The organism is Bacillus sp. RC242 (assembly GCF_044908245.1).
In the GTDB taxonomy this organism is placed as follows: domain Bacteria; phylum Bacillota; class Bacilli; order Bacillales; family Bacillaceae_G; genus Bacillus_A; species Bacillus_A mycoides.
Genome location: NZ_JBIYCZ010000008.1, coordinates 1 through 18,831 on the forward strand (window position 1 = coordinate 1; position 18,831 = coordinate 18,831).

An 18,831-nucleotide genomic window follows, 5' to 3' on the forward strand; every position below is an offset into this window, starting at 1 on the left:
CTGTTGCTCCTGTTGCTCCTGTTGCTCCTGTTGCTCCTGTTGCTCCTGTTGCTCCTGTTGCTCCTGTTGCTCCTGTTGCTCCTGTTGCTCCTGTTTCGCCTGTTGGACCGAGCTTAGGAACTGTCCCATCGCAACTAAAACAGCATGAATCAACATGCACACCATTTTGATTATTACATCCACAATATCCATTTGCATTATTACTCCATAAAGACATGTTGACCCTCCTTCGTGTTCGATCTTTTAAGTAAGCCCACTAATTAAAAATATCTTTCTAATAAAAATCAGTTTTTATTTTCCTTATCAACTACCCGCTCTGGAACAAACCTTTTATAAACAAAGTTTTTTTCCTTACATTCTAATAAATATTACATGCAATACGCTCTCCCTTCGCTTGTACTTTCGCCTTCCTCATTAAAGGAATTTCAGCTCCTTCAACCTTGATACACGTATATATTTTAATACAATATATTAAAATCCGTATAAATCGTTATTATTTCGTCAAAATTCCCAAAAAATATTAACACTTAAAATACCCTCATATTTTGTTAAATTAACATTTTTTCCTTCTACATATATTTTTTGCTGAAACTCTTGTAATTGATAGACCTTATTACTTTTTCGTTTATAATCAATGGCTTTAAATTTCGCAACAGATATAAGCCAATTTCTAAACTTCCCACGATTTTTATCATAACTATTAATGTTGTACCAAACGATTAATAAAATATCGTCAACACATTCATCCACTAGCACCTTACTATGTGCCGTATCTAAAACACTATGAACCACCTTATAAATTAAATCTCCATATTGATCAATGACTGTATGTAACGCTAACATTTCTTGTTTTCGAAGACCTTCTACTATTTCTATATCCTTCACCCTTATCACCACTCTTTACTCTATTCTTTATTCATTACATATACGAATGAAAAGATCGATTTTCTGACACTTTTACAAATATTTTCTAATTATTTTTATATCGTATCAATATATATTGAATTTTTTCTATAAAAAGGGAATGAATTAAGTATCTCGAATTTAATCTATGAACATAAGTAGAGGGGATAACAATAATGTACCAAACCATTGAAGGTTTTCTACAATCATGGACATACGAAGCTGAGTCTACTCAGAAGATGCTCGATGCATTAACCGATGAATCTTTATCACAAGAAATTGCACCTGGGCACTGGACTTTAGGGAGAGTCGCTTGGCATATCGTTACAGCACTTCCTATTATGCTATCAGGGACAGGACTTAAGTTTGAAGGAGAAACGAAAGATTATCCTGTACCAACTTCAGCAAAAACAATTGCAGATGGGTATCGCAAAGTGAATACGGCTTTTATTGAAGCACTTCAAAGTGAGTGGACTGATAAAGACTTAGCTACTATTAATAACTTCTTTGGTCGTCCTATGCCGAATTCTATATTTTTAATGACACTCATCAATCATCAAAATCACCACCGCGGACAGATGACTGTTTTAATGCGTCAAGCTGGCTTAACAGTCCCTGGCGTTTATGGTCCTGCAAAAGAAGAATGGGCTGCTACTGGAATGGAAGCTCCCCAAATGTAACGACAGAAAAAGACAAGGTGTTTATGCACCTTGTCTTTTTCTGTAACTTGTTTCATGTGAAACTATTTTCTACTAAATGGTATTTTATGAGAAAATACGTTAAGATAAATTCATATTAATTGGAGGGAACTAAATTGAATACAAAAAACAAAAAAATAACAATAAGAACTCTCTTACTAACTTCTATCATTGGAGTTATCGGTGTATCTCTTTATTTCACAAGTTATGGTACCCCTTGGGGAAAACAAACAGCAGTTACGGAATCAAAAGAATATATTACAAAATACTTTGATCTAGATGCAGAAGTCAAAAATACTTCTTACGATGCTAAAATGAATAGCTATGCAATCGCCTTTGAAACAATTGAAGATGGAGAGTTTACTATCGAATATAAAGGTCCTAATAACTTTAACATTTCTCCAGGAGTGCAAGAGTATTTAAGCAAACACTATAAATTTACAGAGTAGTAACGAAGCATACATATACAAAAAAGAGTTGGTATAACGCCAACTCTTTTTTACGTATTCTTGTCATACTGTTATATCTTCCTTCTCTATATTTTTAATTCCGTAATATGCAATCGCAACTCCAATCGCTGCAAATGTGAATTGAAGAGGAAGAAACGTCGCTATAGGAAATATGGACGGGTTATTAATTGCGATTAATACAACGATAATAGAAGAAACGATTGTAGCTGGCACAGAACGTTTACGCATCCCGAAATATAGAGGAATTAAGCTTATTCCTGCCGTGGCAATGGCTAAAGGAATAAGATTTATCCCTTCTTGAATCAATTGATCTACTGTGAATGAATTAGGAAGAATTGAAAAATAACTATCTATCCCAAAGAAAATTCCTACTACTAAAATGTTCGATAAAATAACTGTTATAAATGTTAATGTCGCTGTAATAGCCAACTTACTAACCATCATTTTCTTTCGGTTAATTGGATAAGAAAACATGAGTAGTATTGTTTTACTTTTATATTCATCAATTATTAACTTGGCTATTAGTACGCCACCAAAAATAATAAATGTTGCTCTTACTAACGCACTAGCCATCGACAAAATTATCTGCGGATCCCTTATTTTTGGATCCCCTTCTATTTGAGCAACGATACTAACGAAGATTAGTAGTGCCAGTATAACGATATTTGCAATAACTGCTCTCTTCACATACCATCCAAGCTTAAACTTCCTCAATTCTAGCTTCATAAGACGTAGCATGATAGTCCTCCTTTCATGTAAGCCACTGAAATTAACTTAAAATTGCAATTACTATTATTTTTTTCACTATTCATACCCCAGTTCGTTGTTGTTTTAAGCTTGCTTCACGCCACATCAATCTTGTCGATTTTACGATATGAAAGATAACTAATAAAAATCCCTAATAAACAGAGCACTATTGGGATAGCGATAAAATTAAACATACTTACTTGACCGTTTCCAGAACCAAAGTTACTACTAATTAGCATCCCAATTATTACTGCAGAAGTAATTGTTGTCGGTGTCGATTTCTTTCTCATCCCAAAAAATAAAGGAATTAAACTTATACCAGATATCATAAATGCATTTATAAAAGTAGCTGGAACGATAGCTATTATTTCACCTATCGTAGCTGGCGTTTCAATCAGCCCCATCATTGGACTCACAAAATATACGAGTAAACTAATACTGAAAGTAGCGATAATCGTGCTCACAAAACAAAAACAAAAAACAATTGTTAATTTCGCCCTCATTAGCATTTTTCTTTGCAGTGGGTACATAAACAATAGTTGTATTGTTTTGTTCTTATACTCATCAATTATTAAACGTGATAAAATGACCGAACTAAAAATAATGAATGTTATCCTAATAACAGTGTTTATTAAAACCATTTGTTGCGTGAAGTCAGAGAATAGCCCATCTACCTCGTCTTTCGCTCCCAACGCCATGAGGTTTACTACGGTGAAAATTGTTATAATACAAATTGCTACACTTTTAAAATAACTAGATAATTGATGTTTCTTCCATTCAAGCTTCATTAATTTAAACATGTAAACCATGCCTCCATTCCTTATATAACTGCCTCTACGCTACTAACATTCTAATTCCAGCAGTAACTACGCTTAACATTCCTATCACTAATAAAATTAAAATCCATTTCCGCTCAGGTTTTCTATAATATAAAATCCCACTTATGAACATTACGATCAATCCACTTACTATATTCACTAACAATCCATTAAGCATGAATGCCCTCTCCATCCATTACATTTAAGAAATACTCCTCTAAAGAACTATGTTTCTTATTAATACTTTCAATTTCTACATCGTTCATAATGAGTGCTTTTGAAATGGCTTGCTGCGTCGCCTTCAATTCATACACACGAATCATGTTTCCACTCATTATTTTGTAATTTTTTATAGCGAGTTTATCTTCTAAAATATAAGCTGCACGCTTCACATCAGGAACAGTAATTTCAATGTACTCTGTTTGTTTTCCGTTAATACTCTTCATTGAAACTTCTTTTATTAGCTTTCCATTTTGAATCATACCGATTGTATCTGCCATTAGTTCCATCTCGCCTAAAATATGACTAGAGACTAATAACGTAATACCATATTCTTTGCAAAGCATTTTAAATAAATCTCTTAATTCTTTAATACCAATTGGATCTAATCCGTTAATTGGCTCATCTAAAATGAGTAATTCTGGCTTCGTCATAATCGCCCTTGCAATACCAAGTCTTTGCTTCATCCCTAATGAAAAATCTTTTACTTTTTTATCATCTATACCGTGCAGCTTCACTAAATGTAAAGCATGATCAATGGCGTTTTTATCGTAATACCCCATATATTCACAATGTAATTCTAGGTTTTCCTTCGCCGTTAATTTATCATAAAAAATTGGATATTCGATAATTGTCCCCATGCGCTTTAACAATTCATAAGATGTATCCGTTAACTTCTCACCAAAAATTTCAATATCACCGCTCGTCGGTTTTATTAAGTTTGTGATCATTTTCATAATCGTTGTTTTACCTGCACCATTCGGTCCTAAGAAACCATATATCTCACCTTTTTTCACATGCATGTTAACGCTAGAAATTACTTCTTTCCCTTTAAACACTTTCGTTAACTGATTCGTTTTTAATATATATGTCATGTCACTATCTCCTTTCGCACTACCTTATACTTCTATAATAGACAACGGAATTCTCTTTTTTCTTACCCGTTCCTTACAAATTCCTTACGCTGAAAAAAAGCTTGTAGAATCTACTTCTCTACAAGCTAAAACAGCATCTTTTTTAATACAACAGTAAAAATTGTTTTTTCATACGGCTTACTAGAAAGATGTATTTTTCCATCCATCGCTTCCACAAGTCTTTTCGTAATCGTTAACCCTAAACCGCTCCCTTGGTACAATCTATTTCTGGAATCTTCAAGTGTGTACATACGCTCAAACACTTTATCAATATGAGATTCATCAATTCCTTTTCCTGTATCCCATACATCTATATACACACTCGTTTCATCATCTCTTAACGTCACACCAAGTGTCTTTCCATCGTCTCCATATGTAATTGCATTGGATATTAAATTATTCAATACTCTACCTAATACTTCTACATTTCCAAGTGCAAATATATTTCTTTCTGGTATATCAATATGAACTTGAAATCCTTTCGTCGTCACTAAATCATAAAAAGACAAAATCTTCTCGCGGCAAACTTCATTCATATTTACTTTTGTCATCTCGATTGCCTTGTCACCAGATTCTAATTTTGCTAAATCAAAAAACTTATGAATTAGTTCCATTACCTCTAATGTTTTCACATGCACCTTTTCAAGTAATATTTGCTGTTCTTCTTTACTTATCGCTTTATCCTTATTTAACATTTCTGTATATCCAAGAATAACTGTTAGTGGTGTTTTCAAATCATGTGAAATATTTGAAAGCATTTTTCTCATCGAAATTTCCACTTTCGCATGATCTGCATTCGTTTTCTGTTTTGCATCTAATAAATGATTAATCGCCACTAATAACTTTTGCAATTCTAGATCATCTGTCATAATTAATAGCTTCTCACCAGTTTGTTCTTTTACAATTCGATTTAACTTCTCATACGTGTAGCGTAAATTCCTACTACTATTTTTCCTAATTTTATATTGCACGTAAATAACGATAAGCAATATAATAATCACCACTGTTAAAAATACAACCATACTACATCACTTCCAACTTATAGCCGATGCCCCATAATGTTTTAATATATTCTGGATTAGATGGATCACTTTCAATTTTCTCACGTAATCTTCTCATATGAACATTAATAACATTATCATCACCATAATATTCTTCATTCCAAACAAGCGTATATATTTGTGCTTTCGTAAAAACACGATTTTGATTCTTCACGAATAGCTTTAAAATCTCAAATTCTTTTAAAGTAAGTTTAAGCTGTCTTCCCTTTTTCTCCACAGTAAAATTAATTGGGTCAATTATTAAATCACCAATCTGAATCGCCTCATCTTTTGATTCCACAGCTGAATACTTTGTAGACCTCCGAATACCCGCTTTTACACGTGCAGCTAGTTCAATCATAGAAAACGGCTTACAAATGTAATCATCTGCTCCAAGTCCTAATCCAACAGCTTTATCAACATCTGTATCTTTCGCTGACATCATTAAAATCGGAACGGCACTTTTTTCTCGAATGATTCGCACAACCTCTAAGCCATCTAACTTTGGCATCATAATATCGAGGATAATCAAATCAAATGAACCTTTTAAAAATGCGTTAACTCCTTCTTCTCCATCAGATGCGATTGTAACTTGAAAACCTTCTTTTACTAAATATGTTTCAACCATCTCCTGAATTGAGATATCATCTTCAACTAATAAAATATGATGTGACATATTTCTATCCCCTTTTTTTTACAAACATTAACATTTTAATTGTATCGTAACGAATGAATACTGGAAAGAATTATATGAATTTTCAAACCAACTTCCCTTCCTTCCCTAACAATGATATGATGAAATTCACTACTATTGTTCATAATTAACTTTATATAAAGGAGACTTATCATGTCAGAAAACAAAAAAGTAAGCTTAGCTGATTTAATGCGCGAACAACTTGCAAAGAAAAAGCAAGGAAATGGAAACGGCTCAAATAATGGAAGTCAAAGTCAAGAAACGAAAAAATTACAAAACCAACAAACGAAGAAAACAAACAACCAACGTAGACGTACAGGTGTATAAATGAACGGGCAAAAACGATCTAACATTTCATCAGGCCTTGAAGTTGATATTGTATTAAAACAAGATCAACGTACAGGCAAGCTAACAAGAGGAATTGTAAAAGATATTTTAACTAACTCACCCTCTCATCCGCACGGCATTAAAGTACGATTGCAGGACGGGCAAGTTGGCAGAGTCCAAAATATCATTCAATAAGAAAAGGAGCTCATTTAAACTTGAGCTCCTTTTTTCTTTATTAACCTTTAATTTTCTCGATGAAAACTACTTTTAAATAGTCTCCTTCTTTAAATTGATCAATTGTACGGAAATCTTCCGGTAAAGAATGTTCTTCTAATATTTTATACTTACCGTTCATTTCTTTAAATGCAGTATCGATAAAGCCTTTAAACTTTTTCATATCGAATGCACTGCAATTTGTTGAAGCGACGATAATACCATTATTTTCTGTAATGGCAATTGTTTCTTTTAATAAATTTTTATAATCTTTCGCTGCACTAAATGTATATTTTTTCGAACGTGCAAAGCTTGGAGGATCTAGCACAACCATATCAAACTTCATCTTTTTCTTAGCTGCATATTTAAAGTAAAGAAATACATCTTCTACGATAATATCTTGTGCTTCGTAATCAATTTCATTTACACTGAACTGCTCAATCGTTTTACTTAAACTACGATTGGCAAGGTCAACACTTGTTGTTTTACTTGCCCCGCCAAGCGCTGCAAATACAGAGAAAGCCCCAGTATAAGAGAACATATTTAAAACCGTTCTTCCTTGTGCATACTTATCACGAATTTGTTTTCGAACGTTACGCTGATCTAAAAACACACCAACCATCGCCCCGTCATTTAAATATACAGCAAAGTTTACACCGTTTTCTTTTACGATAAGTGGGAACTCACCGCGCTCTCCTGTTACGAAATCATCACCTTCAATGTACTTTCCTTTCGTATCAAAACGCTTTTTCTCATAAATCCCTTTGAAGTTTGCTACTTTTTGAAGAGCTGCTATAATTTCATCTCGGAAAGTATAAATCCCTTCACTATACCAGCTTACTACGTAATAGCCGTCATAATAATCGATGATTAAACCGCCAAGGCCATCACCTTCACCATTCAGGGCACGAAATGCTGTTGTATCATTTGATTTATAAAAATCTTTTCGTTTATGTAAAGCAGATTTGATTTTACTTTCAAAGAAAGATTGATTCACTTCCTCCTTCTCTTTTCTCGTTAAAATCCATCCATATCCTTTATTTTGTTTTCCATAATAGCCTTTTCCGATGAATTGGTTCTTCTCATCCACTACGTTGATGATTGTCCCTTCTTCACGTACATCATTTAAATTTTGAATTGCATCTTTTAAAATAAGTGGATATCCACCTTTAATTTCTTTTATAAACTTCGGTTTTATTTTTATAGTTACTTCAGATCGCATGTAATGTCTTCCTTTCCATTTGAATGCTTTCTATTAGTAGGAAGCATTTAAAAAACGAGACTGAAAAAAGCCTCGTTTCACTATACCATATTATTGCTTTGCTAGTACAACTAGCTCATCCTCTCGCTTAATCGAAAAAAAACTTATATATTTTATCATTATCATTGACAACGATAATGATTTTCATTATCATTTAATACATATGAAACGATGAACATAATGATAGATTTATAGGAGGAATAAAGAAATGATTATTGTTACAAATACATCTAAAATTACGAAGGGTGACGCACATAAATTAATTGAGCGCTTTAATAAAGTAGGTAAAGTTGAAACGATGCCCGGTTTCTTAGGATTAGAAGTTCTTCTAACTGAAAATACAGTTGATTATGACGAAGTGACGATCAGCACTCGTTGGAATGCAAAAGAAGATTTCCAAGGTTGGACGAAGAGCACTGCCTTTAAAGATGCGCATTCACACCGCGGTGGATTACCAGACTTTATTATCGATAATATAATCTCATTCTATGACGTTAAAATTGTTCGTATGCCAATAGCTGCGGCTCAATAACTTCGGTTTTAATAATTGGTATAGAAGTATGAGAAGTGATACATCTTCTCTACTTCTATACCTTTTCTTTTTTCAATTTCTTTTCACCAATTTCGCATGCACGACTAGTCTACCAGCCTCTGGATCCAGTGCATAATCACACGTTGAAAGTGTTACAATTTGATCATCCGCTGTCACTTTTGTATCTGTTTTATAGAGTGACCTTCCCTTAATTTTTTCTAGAAAAGATACATAGTCCTCATCGCTTCCAAAATCCGTTTCAATATAATAGAAATCAGTTGTCGTTGTATATACTGAAAATACTTCTACATCGTATCCTTCAAACAAAGTATCGTAATACAATTTGCGATGAGACATAAAGAAATCTTCTTCTAACATTTTTTTTAGACTCCCAAACATAGAACCGTCTTTCATACGATGTCCGTATAGAATCGTATTTCGATTTTGAGATTTCACATCGTTACGATGATCCATGAAGATACTTCCTGCTCTCATATCCTCGCCTTTATAATTACGATACAAATAGTAATCATTATCTTTCGCTTGAACAATCGGATAATTGATTTGCGTATCATCCATCGTAATCCAGCCAACTATTTCTGGATTAATTTTTTGTAAGGCTTGGAACTGTGCACGTACTGCTCCATCTGATGATTTTTCTTCCATCGGACTCCTTTGATAAATATCTTGTGCTTCAGCCATTACTTTGCGATTTTCATAGTAATCTATGAACATCCCGCCTAATTCATACACAGAGTAGAAAAAGATGCCTAAAAAAACAACTGTAAGTATTCTTTGAAAAAAGGAATTCTTTTTCTTTTCTTTCTTGCTGCTCAAAATATCACCTCAAAATGAATTGCCAAAGGGATTTAGCCGCCTGTCAAATCCCCATTGGTACCATATACAATCCTGTATCTTCATCGTGTTTCACAACGACCTCTACGCCATATATGCTCTTAATCATATCTTCTGTTACAACATCATGTGGCGTACCTTTCATAACTATTTCTCCATCCTTCATCACGATAATATGATCGCTATAACGGATTGCTTGATTAATGTCATGTAATACCATAACAATCGTTAAACCATGTACTTCATTTAACTCTTTCACTAACTCTAATATTTCAAGCTGATAGTAAATATCTAAATACGTCGTTGGTTCGTCTAAAAACAGCATGGGCGTATTTTGCGCTAAAGTCATCGCAATCCAAACACGTTGCCTTTCTCCACCAGATAATGCGTGTATTGGCTTATCACGCTTATCTTGTAGTCTCGTACACGTCAATGCTCTTTCGATTGCTTCGCTATCCTCATCCGTTTGTGTAGAAAAAATATTTTTATATGGCATACGCCCAAAACTCGTCAATTTTTCAACTGTAATATCTGCTGGCGCCTCATTTTGCTGATGAACGACCGCTAGCTTTCTAGCAAACTCTTTCGGCTTATACTGGCTAATAGCTTTACCATCTAGCATTACTTCTCCACTACGGGGATCATGATTTCGCGACATAACACCTAGTAATGTTGATTTCCCACAACCATTTGGGCCAATAATTGTTGTAATTTTTCCAACCTCTATTTCACTACTAACAGACTTTAAACGATCCGTTACATTATCATAAGAAAAGGTTACATTTTTAATTTCCATGAACTTGATCACTCTTTCTAAGCAAGAATATTAAGAACGGACCACCGATAACTGCCATAATCGTTGCTGCTGGAATTTCATTTGGCGGTACGATAAGCCTACCGATTGTGTCTGCCGTTAAAATTAATAACGCACCTGCAAGGGCTGAAAACGGAATAAGTACTTTATGATCCGATCCAACCAATTGCCTTGAAATATGCGGGATAAGTAATCCAACGAAAGCGATAACGCCCGCAATCGCAGTTGATACAGCCGCTAACAAGACAGCGATAGCAGAAATAATAAGGCGTACCCTTGTTACATGAAGTCCAAGGTTTTTAGCCGTTTTATCTTGTAAAGATAATAAATTACACCATGCCCCTACAAACAGTGCAAGTATAAGGCCGATTGATCCATATGTAACAAGTACTTCCACATCGCTCCATGTCTTCATCGTTATATTAGATGTTGTCGTCTGCTTAATACTTTTAATGAAATATCCGCAAATCGTAACGAAAGATTCATTTAAACCAGTAAACATCGCATTTATCGCTATACCGATCAAAATGATACGCAGCGGACTTAAACCTGATTTCCAAGAAAACGCATAAACGAGATAACAAGCAAACGCACCGCCTAAAAACGCGAATAGTGGTGTCCAGAAAAAGAACTGAGGAAATAGTGTAATGATAACAAGTGTCATAAAACTGGCCCCTGAAGATATCCCGATAACCCCAGCATCCGCAAGTGGATTTTTCATAACCGCTTGGAAAAGCACACCAGAAACAGCAAGCGCTGCTCCAGTGAAAAGTGCAATAATAATACGCGGGAAACGTAAATCTTTAATGACTTCAACATCTTCATTTGTCCCTGTAAATATACCTTGTAAAAGATCAATGACACCTATTTCTAAACTACCTTTCACAGCGGATACAGTAGTCATAATAACTAGTAATACCGTGACGATGAAGAAACTCCAAAATTTTTTATTCATCTCAATCTTCCTTTATATATACATGTATCATGGATACATCATTTTCTTTAATTCATCTAGAGCTTCAATAGCTGCTAAATTCCCTGTTGTTCCAAACAAACGCTCTTCTAAATCGTACACTCTATTATTTTTAACTGCGGCAAAATGCTTCCAAATGTCGTTCGTTTTAAATTCCTTATCGAACATTTTCACAACTTCATCTGGCATACCGTGTGCTGCACGTAAAATAATATCTGGGTCAGCTTTTTTTAAGTACTCTGTATTAGAAGCTAAATACTCTACTTTTTCACCTTGTACGATATTTTTACCACCTAGTTGTTTTACTAAATCCCCAATATATGAGTGTTCTGTCGCTACCAAATAACTTCCAGGTACTCCAAGTAAAATAAGGACTGTCGGTTCTTTCTTCCCTTTTACTTGTTTTTGAATGTCTGTAACCTTGTTATCAAACTTTGTTACAACTGCTTCAGCCTGCTTCTCACGCCCATACTTTTCACCCAACTCTGTAATTGAGTTTTTCATGTTTTTTAAACTCGTTAAATTTAAAAAATTTGCCTTAATGCCCGCTTCATTAAAAACTGGCTTCAACTCATATTCAAGCGTCGTAACAGATAATACTTCTGATGGTTTCATTGATTTTACTTTTTCCATATCAGGACTCATCGGATTTCCAACATCCGGTAAACCTTTATAACGCTTCGGTAATGTTTTATAACTAGTTGGAACACCAACTAAATCTACTTCTAATGCATCCATAATTTCAGTCACGGCGACTGTCGTTGCAATAACACGTTCCTCACTACTGCTCTTTACCTTTTTTGCCGTTTCTTTTTTGGGTGATGAGCACCCAGCTATACTAAATAAAAGAATGATAGCCATGAATACACTCGTGATTTTCTTCACTCTCAATCACCACTCCTTTCGGTACAATATGAAACGAGTCTTGATGCATGAAACCATGCATCAAGACTCCAAATTTTACAGTCTACCTGCTCTATATTTACGAACTAAGAAAGCAAGTGATCCTAGTAATAGCAACATATACATTCCAATCTGTGCTGTATCTGCTGTTTTTGAGTTTTTCTCTTTTTTTACATCATTCTTCACATTTTCATTTTGCTTCTTACCGTCTGCATTTCGATTAAAATCAGGATTACTGATTGTTTTTACATTGTCTACTTTCGGTGTACTCACTGGATTTTTCGGTTCATTCTTCGGATCGTTTTTCGGATCCTCTTTAATAGTTCCTACTGCACCAATATTATTTGTATCAAATTGAATTTGCACGTCGTAGAAATGATGGTAGTTCATTGAATCGATATCTACTTTTGTTTTCGCATTTAATTTCGCAAATAACTCATCAATTTCAAACTCTACTACTCTCGTATCTGCATTTTTATCTTCACTCACTACTTTTGCATCAACAAATGCACCAGCACTTTCTGTTTGGAACTTCGTAATCCATGCACTATTTTTCAGTGTCATCGCAACATATTTCTTGCCATCTTTCACTGTTAATCTTGCTGGCTTTACAACGTATTGATTCATCATTGAAATCTCATCCGTTTTATCTTTTAACACTTTAAAAGTAACATCATATTGACCGTCTTTTAAATTTTTCGGATCAACTATTGTGTGTCCATTTTGATTATTATTTCCACCTTGATTATTGTTATCGTCTTGGTTGTTATTTCCACCTTGGTTATCGTTTCCGCCTTGGTTGTTATTTCCACCTTGGTTATCGTTTCCACCTTGGTTGCCTAAAGCTTTAATACTACCTTTATCAAATGCGAATTGAATGTCGTAGAAATGATGGTAATTCATCGCATCAATATCAACTTTCACTTTTGCATTTAACTTTTTCGATAAGTCGTCTACTTCCACTACTCTTGTATCTAGCTCTTTATTTGTACCTAATACTTTCGCATCGACAAACGAATTATTCTTTTCAAACTCAAACTTTGTAATCCATGAGCTATTCGTTACTGTGAAAGATACATATTTCTTACCATCTTTCACTTTTAATACGCCTGGACTCTTCGTATATGTGTTCATCATTGAAATTTCGTCTGTTTTATCTTTTAGCACTTTAAAACCGATACTGTATTCACCGTCTTTAAGAGCATTGGGATCAATTGTTGTGTTATTGTCTTGGTTGTCGTTTCCGCCTTGGTTGTCGTTTCCACCTTGGTTATTGTTTCCGCCTTGGTTGTCGTTTCCACCTTGGTTATTGTTTCCGCCTTGGTTGTCGTTTCCACCTTGGTTATTGTTTCCGTTTTGGTTGTCGTTTCCACCTTGGTTATCTAACGGCTTAATGCTATCTTTATCAAATGCAAATTGAATATCGTAGAAATGATGATAATTCATTGAATCGATGTCTACTTTTACTTTTACATTTAATTTTTTTGATAAATCTGCTACTTCTACTTCCACTACGCGTGTGTCAGCTTTCGTATCTTCACTTAATACATTCACATCAACAAACGAACCATTTTTATCAAATTCAAACTTTGTAATCCATGCGCTATTCGTTAATGTAAATGATACATATTTCTTACCATCTTTTACTTTTAATACACCTGGATTTTTTGTATATGTGTTCATCATTGAAATTTCGTCTGTTTGATCTTTTAATGTTTTAAAATTGATGCTGTATTCACCATCTTTAATTGTTTCAGCATCTGGGTTCTTATTTCCATCCGGTTTTTCTACTTCCGGCTTTTTATCTTCATCCGGTTGTTTCTCTTCATTTTTAACTTGTTCAAGTTTATCTTGCTCAAATACAAGCTGTACGTCATGAGTTTGCTTGTAACCTTGCGATGCCACTTCAATAAATACTTTTGTATTTAGTTTTTTTGATAAATCAGCTACTTCAAATTCTACTACTCTTGTATCTTTTTCTTTATCTTCACTCACTACTTTTGCATCAACAAATGCACCATCTTTTTCCGTTTGGAAATTTTTAATTAATGAGCTACTTTTTAGCGTTACAATCGCTTTTTTCTTACCATTTTCTACTTTCAATACCCCTGGATTTTCCATGTAAGTATTCATCTTAGATTCTTCATCTGTTTGATCTTTTAATACTTTAAATGGAATGCTGTACGCACCATCTTTAATTATTTCAGCATCCGGCTTTTTATCTTCATCCGGTTGTTTCTCTTCATTTTTAATTTGTTCAAGCTTGTCTTGTTCAAATACAAATTGTACGTCATGAGTTTGCTTGTAGTTTCTTGATGCCATCTCAATAAATACTTTTGTGTTTAGTTTTTTTGATAAATCAGCTACTTCAAATTCTACTACTCTTGTATCTTTTTCTTTATCTTCACTCACTACTTTTGCATCAACAAATGCACCATCTTTTTCCGTTTGGAAATTTTTAATTAATGAGCTACTTTTTAGCGTTACAATCGCTTTTTTCTTACCATTTTCTACTTTCAATACCCCTGGATTTTCCATGTAAGTATTCATCTTAGATTCTTCATCTGTTTGATCTTTTAATACTTTAAATGGAATGCTGTACGCACCATCTTTAATTGTGTTAGAATTTGGTTGTTGATCTGAGTCAGGCTTTTGGTCGGGCTTCTGACTTGGATCCGGATTTTCATTTGGATCTGGCTTATTAGCTGGGTCCTCTTTTTCATCTGGTTTTTCTACATGAATTGGTGTAATGCTATTTTGGTCGAATGAAATACGAATATCATAGTAATGATGATAATTAAAAGCATCAATATCAACTTTCACTTTCGCATTTAATATTTTCTCTAAATCTTCCACATCAAATTCTACTACTCTTGTATCGCTCTCTTTATCTTCACTAACTACATTTACATCAACGAATTGACTACCTTTTTCTGTTTCAAACTTCGTAATCCATGAGCTATGCGTTAACGTAAAGGATACTTTCTTTTTCCCATCCTTCACCTTCAAAGTCCCAGGGCTTACAGAATATTGATTCATCATTGATTCTTCATCTGATGTATCTTTCAAAACTTTAAAACCAATTGAATACTCACCGTCAGCTAATTGGGTAGCTGCTTGAACTGCAAGTGGTTGTAGTGTCGACACGAATGTAAATATGGTTAAAAACATTGCAACGACAATTTTAAAATATCTGTTCAATAGAATGACTCTCCTTTTTGAAAAATTTCCAATTATTTAATACTGTTCCCATCAAATACAAAACGAATATCATATGAAGCGTTATAATTAATAATTGGGATATTAATTTTCACCTTGCCTTTTAGTTTTTCTGACAAGTCAGCAACTTCAAATTCTACTACTCTAGTATTCTCTTTTTTGTTTTCACTTAAGACTGTTGTTTCTAAGAATTGACCATCTTTTTCTACTTGAAAACTTTTAATAGAAGCACTATCTTTCACTTTAAATGAAACATATTGTTTTCCATTTTTAACGGTTAATGTTGCTGGGCTTTCAAAATAACTATTCATTCTAGATGATTCATCTTTATCGCCTTTCCACACAGTAAAAGCAATATTATATTTTCCATCAGCTAGTTGTGTAGCAGCTTTTGCATCTTGTAAACCTAGTGTTGCTATAAACGTAAATAAGGCAGCAAATACGGCAATAATCATTTTAAATTGTTTAAACATATATTCATCGCCCTTCCAAAGATTTATTTACTTAACTTCACTTTACGAACTAAGAAAATACCTGAGATTAAAACTAACGCTGCAAATAATCCAATGCGAGCATCATCACCTGTTTTTGGGTTATCTGTTTTTTCAGCCTTTCCACTTTCATTTGTTCCTTTATTTGCATCTTTATTTGTTGCTTTGCTCTCTTCTTTCTTTTGCTCTTCTTTTACTTGGCCATCTTTTTTAGTTTGATCATCAGTTTTTGTTACACCAGCTACACCTTTATCGCCACCTACAGCTTTTACATTCGCATCAAATGCAAAGCGAACTGTGTAATGATGGTCATAGTTTGCACTTGGTACAACAACATGAATTTTTACTCCTAACGGTTTAGATAAATCATCAACTTTAAATTCAACCGTTCTTTTATCTGCTGCTTCGTCTTTGCTAATTACTTTTGAATCAACGAAGTTCCCATTATCTGGTGCTTTAAATTCTGTAATCCAAGCACTATGATTCATTGGAACTTGTACTCTCATCTCACCATTTTTCACAATTAACTTAGCTGGTTTTTCAAAATAATCATTTGCCATTGAAGCTGAATCATCTTCCGCCTTTTTGATAACGTAGTTAATATCGTAAGTACCGTCAGCTAATTTTGCTGAAGCTTGTCCAGATGGCATTACGAGAAAAGCTAGCATACATACTAACGTTATAATAAATGCGGATAATACTGAAAACTTTCTCATTTTGCTTACTTCCTCCTTGTTTATCTTTCGTTTTATAATTTGAAAATGATAATTATTCTCAATTTATAAGAAAAAAATAATCTCTTCTACCTTTATTTAATTGTCATTACTTTATGTAATATAAGTATCATTGATTATCATTCTCACTAGAGGTCAAAAAATATAATATCCCTCAATATTCCCTATAAAAAGCAATCTAAAATAATTTAACCATTTTACTGATTATCATTCTCAACAGACTACAAAAAAAATAAACTACCTATTCTACTGTTCCATCACCCCTTCTTCAAAAATGATATAGTCATAGAAAACCTCTTCCCTTGCCCCCGTCACTTCCCTTCCAACATTTCCACAACTAAGTCAATCTTAGCCTAATGCTAATTTTTTTGTCAACTATATTATGTATAAAATTTTTAATATCTAAATTTCTCTATATACGGCTTTCCCTACAAAAAAAGAGACTTTCTTTCATAGAAAGCCTCTTTTCTCTATTTTTCTACAGCAATTTTTTGCTTTTGAAACTTAGGAACTATATAACCAATTCCTATACCGATCATACCTGGAACTAACCAGCCAATCCCTACACTATATAATGGAATCTTCTCTAAAATAGGTGCTAATGCTGCAATTTGCAGATTCGCATTGTGCAATCCATCAAAGAAGCTAATTGCAAATGCGCCTACAATACCGCCTACATACATAGCTAATGGAAGACGAATATAGTTTTCAACAAGTGATAATACGATCAGTACGATACCAATTGGGTAAATTGCAATTAAGATTGGTAATGCTAATGCGTTTAACTGAGTTAAACCAAGATTTGCTACCATAAATGCTAATACAGAGAAAATGAAAATGACTTTTTGATAAGAAAGCTTTGGTAATAACGAAGAAAAATATTCTCCACAAGCTGCTACAATACCGACAGAAGTTGTTAAGCATGCTGCTGTAATTGCGATACCTAGTAATAATGTTCCGTAGCTACCAAATAAATGATTCACGACGTTTGTTAAAATAATTCCGCCGTTTGCTCCCATTCCAAGTGAAACACTTGAAGCTCCAAGGTAAGCAAGTGCTAAATAAACAAGAAGTAAGCCAAGTGCTGCAATAAATCCTGCAAAGATTGTTACTTTCGCAATACTGTTCTTATTTGTAATGCCTTTTGCTTTTAAAGCATTGATCACAACATTTCCGAAAACAAGTGCTGCAAGTCCATCTAAAGTTAAATATCCATCAATAAAACCTTTAAAGAGCGGGGCACTATACGCTTCTGTAGGGGCACCAAACTCTCCCATTGGAGTCATAATTGCTTTCGCTACAATAATTGCAATAACAGCTAATAAAATTGGAGTTAACACTTTACCAATGCGCCCCACTAATTTCGATGGGTTTAATGCTAAATAGAAAGTTACTGCAAAGAAAATAAATGTAAAGATAACAAGTGGATAGGATTGACCAGCTATCTCACTTGGTAAAAACGGTGCAACACTCATTTCATAAGCAACAGTCCCTGTACGTGGCACACTAACAAATACGCCTAAACATAAATAAATTGCAGTAATGAAAATTAGCGCGAATACAGGATGTACACGTCTTGCTAATTCATTAATATCTCCCTTTAGAGCTATAACAATAACTCCTAATAAAGGCAGTCCTACACCTGTTACGATAAAGCCAAATAACGCGATCCATACATCTGTTCCAGCACCTTGCCCTAACGCTGGTGGGAAAATCATATTACCGGCACCGAAAAACAGTGCAAATAACATTAAGCTTATTGCAAACATCTCAGAAAACTTTAAAGATGACTTCATTTCTACTACCTCCTAATTATTTTATTGACAAAATATTCTGAATTAAAATCCGTCACATATCCTCTTTCAAGCATACTTCCCCGTAAAAGAACGCAAAAAACACCCGTCCCTAACAAAGGGACGAGTGTTGAAATCGTGGTTCCACCCTTATTCTAATAAAATGAATTTATAACGAAATAAGCTCATTTTATAGCTCGTGTAAATTGATAA

Annotated in this window: 20 protein-coding genes, 2 pseudogenes and 1 other annotated feature (1 of these 23 only partly in view); of the genes and pseudogenes, 5 read left to right on the forward strand and 17 right to left on the reverse strand. The window is 34.0% G+C overall.

Features of this window, described 5'->3' with window-relative positions; all coding sequences use genetic code 11:
• A pseudogene (locus tag ABH957_RS16185) lies at window positions 1-217 on the reverse strand (BclA C-terminal domain-containing protein); the annotation flags it as partial.
• A 320-nt stretch (window positions 218-537) separates the two neighbouring features.
• Window positions 538-843, reverse strand: a pseudogene (locus ABH957_RS16190) (sigma factor); the annotation flags it as partial.
• Between the two features lie 236 nt (window positions 844-1,079).
• Between ABH957_RS16190 and ABH957_RS16195 the strand changes: the two are divergent.
• Together ABH957_RS16195 and ABH957_RS16200 are read left to right on the forward strand one after the other, a co-directional pair.
• Window positions 1,080-1,583: a DinB family protein gene (locus tag ABH957_RS16195; RefSeq protein ID WP_002129313.1), complete on the forward strand. Its 504-nt coding sequence runs from the start codon at window positions 1,080-1,082 to the stop codon at window positions 1,581-1,583.
• Between the two features lie 134 nt (window positions 1,584-1,717).
• A complete protein-coding gene (locus tag ABH957_RS16200) occupies window positions 1,718-2,050 on the forward strand; it encodes a YfjL-like protein (protein ID WP_001093305.1) in 333 nt (110 codons plus the stop codon).
• A 63-nt stretch (window positions 2,051-2,113) separates the two neighbouring features.
• On the opposite strand, the gene ABH957_RS16205 is transcribed toward ABH957_RS16200, so the two are convergent.
• The 6 genes from ABH957_RS16205 to ABH957_RS16230 form a co-directional block, all read right to left on the reverse strand.
• Window positions 2,114-2,809: an ABC transporter permease gene (locus ABH957_RS16205; protein ID WP_404511805.1), complete on the reverse strand. Its 696-nt coding sequence runs from the start codon at window positions 2,807-2,809 to the stop codon at window positions 2,114-2,116.
• Between the two features lie 104 nt (window positions 2,810-2,913).
• Window positions 2,914-3,618: an ABC transporter permease gene (locus tag ABH957_RS16210; protein ID WP_404511807.1), complete on the reverse strand. Its 705-nt coding sequence runs from the start codon at window positions 3,616-3,618 to the stop codon at window positions 2,914-2,916.
• A gap of 34 nt (window positions 3,619-3,652) precedes the next feature.
• On the reverse strand, window positions 3,653-3,814 hold the full coding sequence (locus tag ABH957_RS16215) for a hypothetical protein (protein ID WP_002143307.1): 162 nt from the start codon (window positions 3,812-3,814) through the stop codon (window positions 3,653-3,655).
• Complete coding sequence (locus tag ABH957_RS16220) at window positions 3,807-4,730, reverse strand: ABC transporter ATP-binding protein (protein WP_002015435.1); 924 nt, start codon at window positions 4,728-4,730, stop codon at window positions 3,807-3,809. The genes ABH957_RS16215 and ABH957_RS16220 overlap by 8 nt, the downstream gene beginning before the upstream one ends.
• A gap of 125 nt (window positions 4,731-4,855) precedes the next feature.
• Entirely contained in the window at window positions 4,856-5,791 is a 936-nt protein-coding gene (locus ABH957_RS16225; protein WP_404511809.1) for a HAMP domain-containing histidine kinase, read from the reverse strand.
• Window position 5,792: 1 nt separating this feature from the next.
• Window positions 5,793-6,485 (reverse strand): response regulator transcription factor, encoded by a 693-nt coding sequence (locus tag ABH957_RS16230; RefSeq protein ID WP_002088884.1) that lies wholly within the window; start codon window positions 6,483-6,485, stop codon window positions 5,793-5,795.
• 171 nt (window positions 6,486-6,656) lie between these two features.
• On the opposite strand from ABH957_RS16230, the gene ABH957_RS16235 reads away from it, so the two are divergent.
• Both ABH957_RS16235 and ABH957_RS16240 read left to right on the forward strand, forming a co-directional pair.
• Entirely contained in the window at window positions 6,657-6,830 is a 174-nt protein-coding gene (locus tag ABH957_RS16235) for a hypothetical protein (RefSeq protein WP_002015431.1), read from the forward strand.
• The gene (locus tag ABH957_RS16240; RefSeq protein WP_001014315.1) at window positions 6,831-7,025 is read left to right on the forward strand and encodes a YwbE family protein; all 195 of its coding nucleotides are present in this window, start codon (window positions 6,831-6,833) and stop codon (window positions 7,023-7,025) included.
• Window positions 7,026-7,065: 40 nt separating this feature from the next.
• Here the strand turns inward: ABH957_RS16240 and ABH957_RS16245 are convergent, their stop codons facing one another.
• Window positions 7,066-8,265 (reverse strand): class I SAM-dependent rRNA methyltransferase, encoded by a 1,200-nt coding sequence (locus tag ABH957_RS16245; protein WP_002184870.1) that lies wholly within the window; start codon window positions 8,263-8,265, stop codon window positions 7,066-7,068.
• Between the two features lie 247 nt (window positions 8,266-8,512).
• Between ABH957_RS16245 and isdG the strand changes: the two genes are divergently transcribed.
• Window positions 8,513-8,836, forward strand: a complete 324-nt coding sequence (isdG, locus tag ABH957_RS16250; RefSeq protein WP_404454199.1) for a heme oxygenase — start codon at window positions 8,513-8,515, stop codon at window positions 8,834-8,836.
• 72 nt (window positions 8,837-8,908) lie between these two features.
• Here isdG and srtB read toward each other — a convergent pair whose 3' ends face one another.
• The 8 genes from srtB to brnQ6 form a co-directional block, all read right to left on the reverse strand.
• Entirely contained in the window at window positions 8,909-9,673 is a 765-nt protein-coding gene (gene srtB / locus ABH957_RS16255; protein ID WP_201056952.1) for a class B sortase, read from the reverse strand.
• A gap of 43 nt (window positions 9,674-9,716) precedes the next feature.
• Window positions 9,717-10,487 carry an ABC transporter ATP-binding protein gene (locus ABH957_RS16260; protein ID WP_016120867.1) on the reverse strand — a complete coding sequence of 257 codons (771 nt, stop codon included), beginning with the start codon at window positions 10,485-10,487 and terminating at the stop codon, window positions 9,717-9,719.
• A complete protein-coding gene (locus ABH957_RS16265) occupies window positions 10,477-11,460 on the reverse strand; it encodes a FecCD family ABC transporter permease (protein WP_016120868.1) in 984 nt (327 codons plus the stop codon). Before ABH957_RS16265 ends, ABH957_RS16260 begins: the two co-directional genes overlap by 11 nt.
• Window positions 11,461-11,487: 27 nt before the next feature.
• On the reverse strand, window positions 11,488-12,369 hold the full coding sequence (gene isdE / locus ABH957_RS16270; RefSeq protein WP_340953400.1) for a heme ABC transporter substrate-binding protein IsdE: 882 nt from the start codon (window positions 12,367-12,369) through the stop codon (window positions 11,488-11,490).
• Between the two features lie 69 nt (window positions 12,370-12,438).
• Window positions 12,439-15,582: an NEAT domain-containing protein gene (locus ABH957_RS16275; RefSeq protein ID WP_404511811.1), complete on the reverse strand. Its 3,144-nt coding sequence runs from the start codon at window positions 15,580-15,582 to the stop codon at window positions 12,439-12,441.
• A 32-nt stretch (window positions 15,583-15,614) separates the two neighbouring features.
• Window positions 15,615-16,073, reverse strand: a complete 459-nt coding sequence (locus tag ABH957_RS16280; RefSeq protein ID WP_404511813.1) for an NEAT domain-containing protein — start codon at window positions 16,071-16,073, stop codon at window positions 15,615-15,617.
• A gap of 23 nt (window positions 16,074-16,096) precedes the next feature.
• Window positions 16,097-16,807, reverse strand: a complete 711-nt coding sequence (gene isdC / locus ABH957_RS16285; RefSeq protein ID WP_016120874.1) for a heme uptake protein IsdC — start codon at window positions 16,805-16,807, stop codon at window positions 16,097-16,099.
• A gap of 488 nt (window positions 16,808-17,295) precedes the next feature.
• Window positions 17,296-18,621 (reverse strand): branched-chain amino acid transport system II carrier protein BrnQ6, encoded by a 1,326-nt coding sequence (gene brnQ6 / locus ABH957_RS16290; RefSeq protein ID WP_404511815.1) that lies wholly within the window; start codon window positions 18,619-18,621, stop codon window positions 17,296-17,298.
• A gap of 113 nt (window positions 18,622-18,734) precedes the next feature.
• Window positions 18,735-18,831: a binding site (T-box leader), on the reverse strand; it runs 154 nt beyond the window's last position.

Bases quoted from the DNA above. Each gene is read 5' to 3' on its own strand.
- ABH957_RS16195 (WP_002129313.1), top strand. From the start codon at position 1,080: ATGTACCAAACCATTGAAGGTTTTCTACAATCATGGACATACGAAGCT.
- ABH957_RS16205 (WP_404511805.1), bottom strand. From the start codon at position 2,809: ATGCTACGTCTTATGAAGCTAGAATTGAGGAAGTTTAAGCTTGGATGG.
- ABH957_RS16210 (WP_404511807.1), bottom strand. From the start codon at position 3,618: ATGTTTAAATTAATGAAGCTTGAATGGAAGAAACATCAATTATCTAGT.
- ABH957_RS16215 (WP_002143307.1), bottom strand. From the start codon at position 3,814: ATGCTTAATGGATTGTTAGTGAATATAGTAAGTGGATTGATCGTAATG.
- ABH957_RS16220 (WP_002015435.1), bottom strand. From the start codon at position 4,730: ATGACATATATATTAAAAACGAATCAGTTAACGAAAGTGTTTAAAGGG.
- ABH957_RS16225 (WP_404511809.1), bottom strand. From the start codon at position 5,791: ATGGTTGTATTTTTAACAGTGGTGATTATTATATTGCTTATCGTTATT.
- ABH957_RS16230 (WP_002088884.1), bottom strand. From the start codon at position 6,485: ATGTCACATCATATTTTATTAGTTGAAGATGATATCTCAATTCAGGAG.
- ABH957_RS16235 (WP_002015431.1), top strand. From the start codon at position 6,657: ATGTCAGAAAACAAAAAAGTAAGCTTAGCTGATTTAATGCGCGAACAA.
- ABH957_RS16240 (WP_001014315.1), top strand. From the start codon at position 6,831: ATGAACGGGCAAAAACGATCTAACATTTCATCAGGCCTTGAAGTTGAT.
- ABH957_RS16245 (WP_002184870.1), bottom strand. From the start codon at position 8,265: ATGCGATCTGAAGTAACTATAAAAATAAAACCGAAGTTTATAAAAGAA.
- isdG (WP_404454199.1), top strand. From the start codon at position 8,513: ATGATTATTGTTACAAATACATCTAAAATTACGAAGGGTGACGCACAT.
- ABH957_RS16260 (WP_016120867.1), bottom strand. From the start codon at position 10,487: ATGGAAATTAAAAATGTAACCTTTTCTTATGATAATGTAACGGATCGT.
- ABH957_RS16265 (WP_016120868.1), bottom strand. From the start codon at position 11,460: ATGAATAAAAAATTTTGGAGTTTCTTCATCGTCACGGTATTACTAGTT.
- ABH957_RS16280 (WP_404511813.1), bottom strand. From the start codon at position 16,073: ATGTTTAAACAATTTAAAATGATTATTGCCGTATTTGCTGCCTTATTT.
- isdC (WP_016120874.1), bottom strand. From the start codon at position 16,807: ATGAGAAAGTTTTCAGTATTATCCGCATTTATTATAACGTTAGTATGT.
- brnQ6 (WP_404511815.1), bottom strand. From the start codon at position 18,621: ATGAAGTCATCTTTAAAGTTTTCTGAGATGTTTGCAATAAGCTTAATG.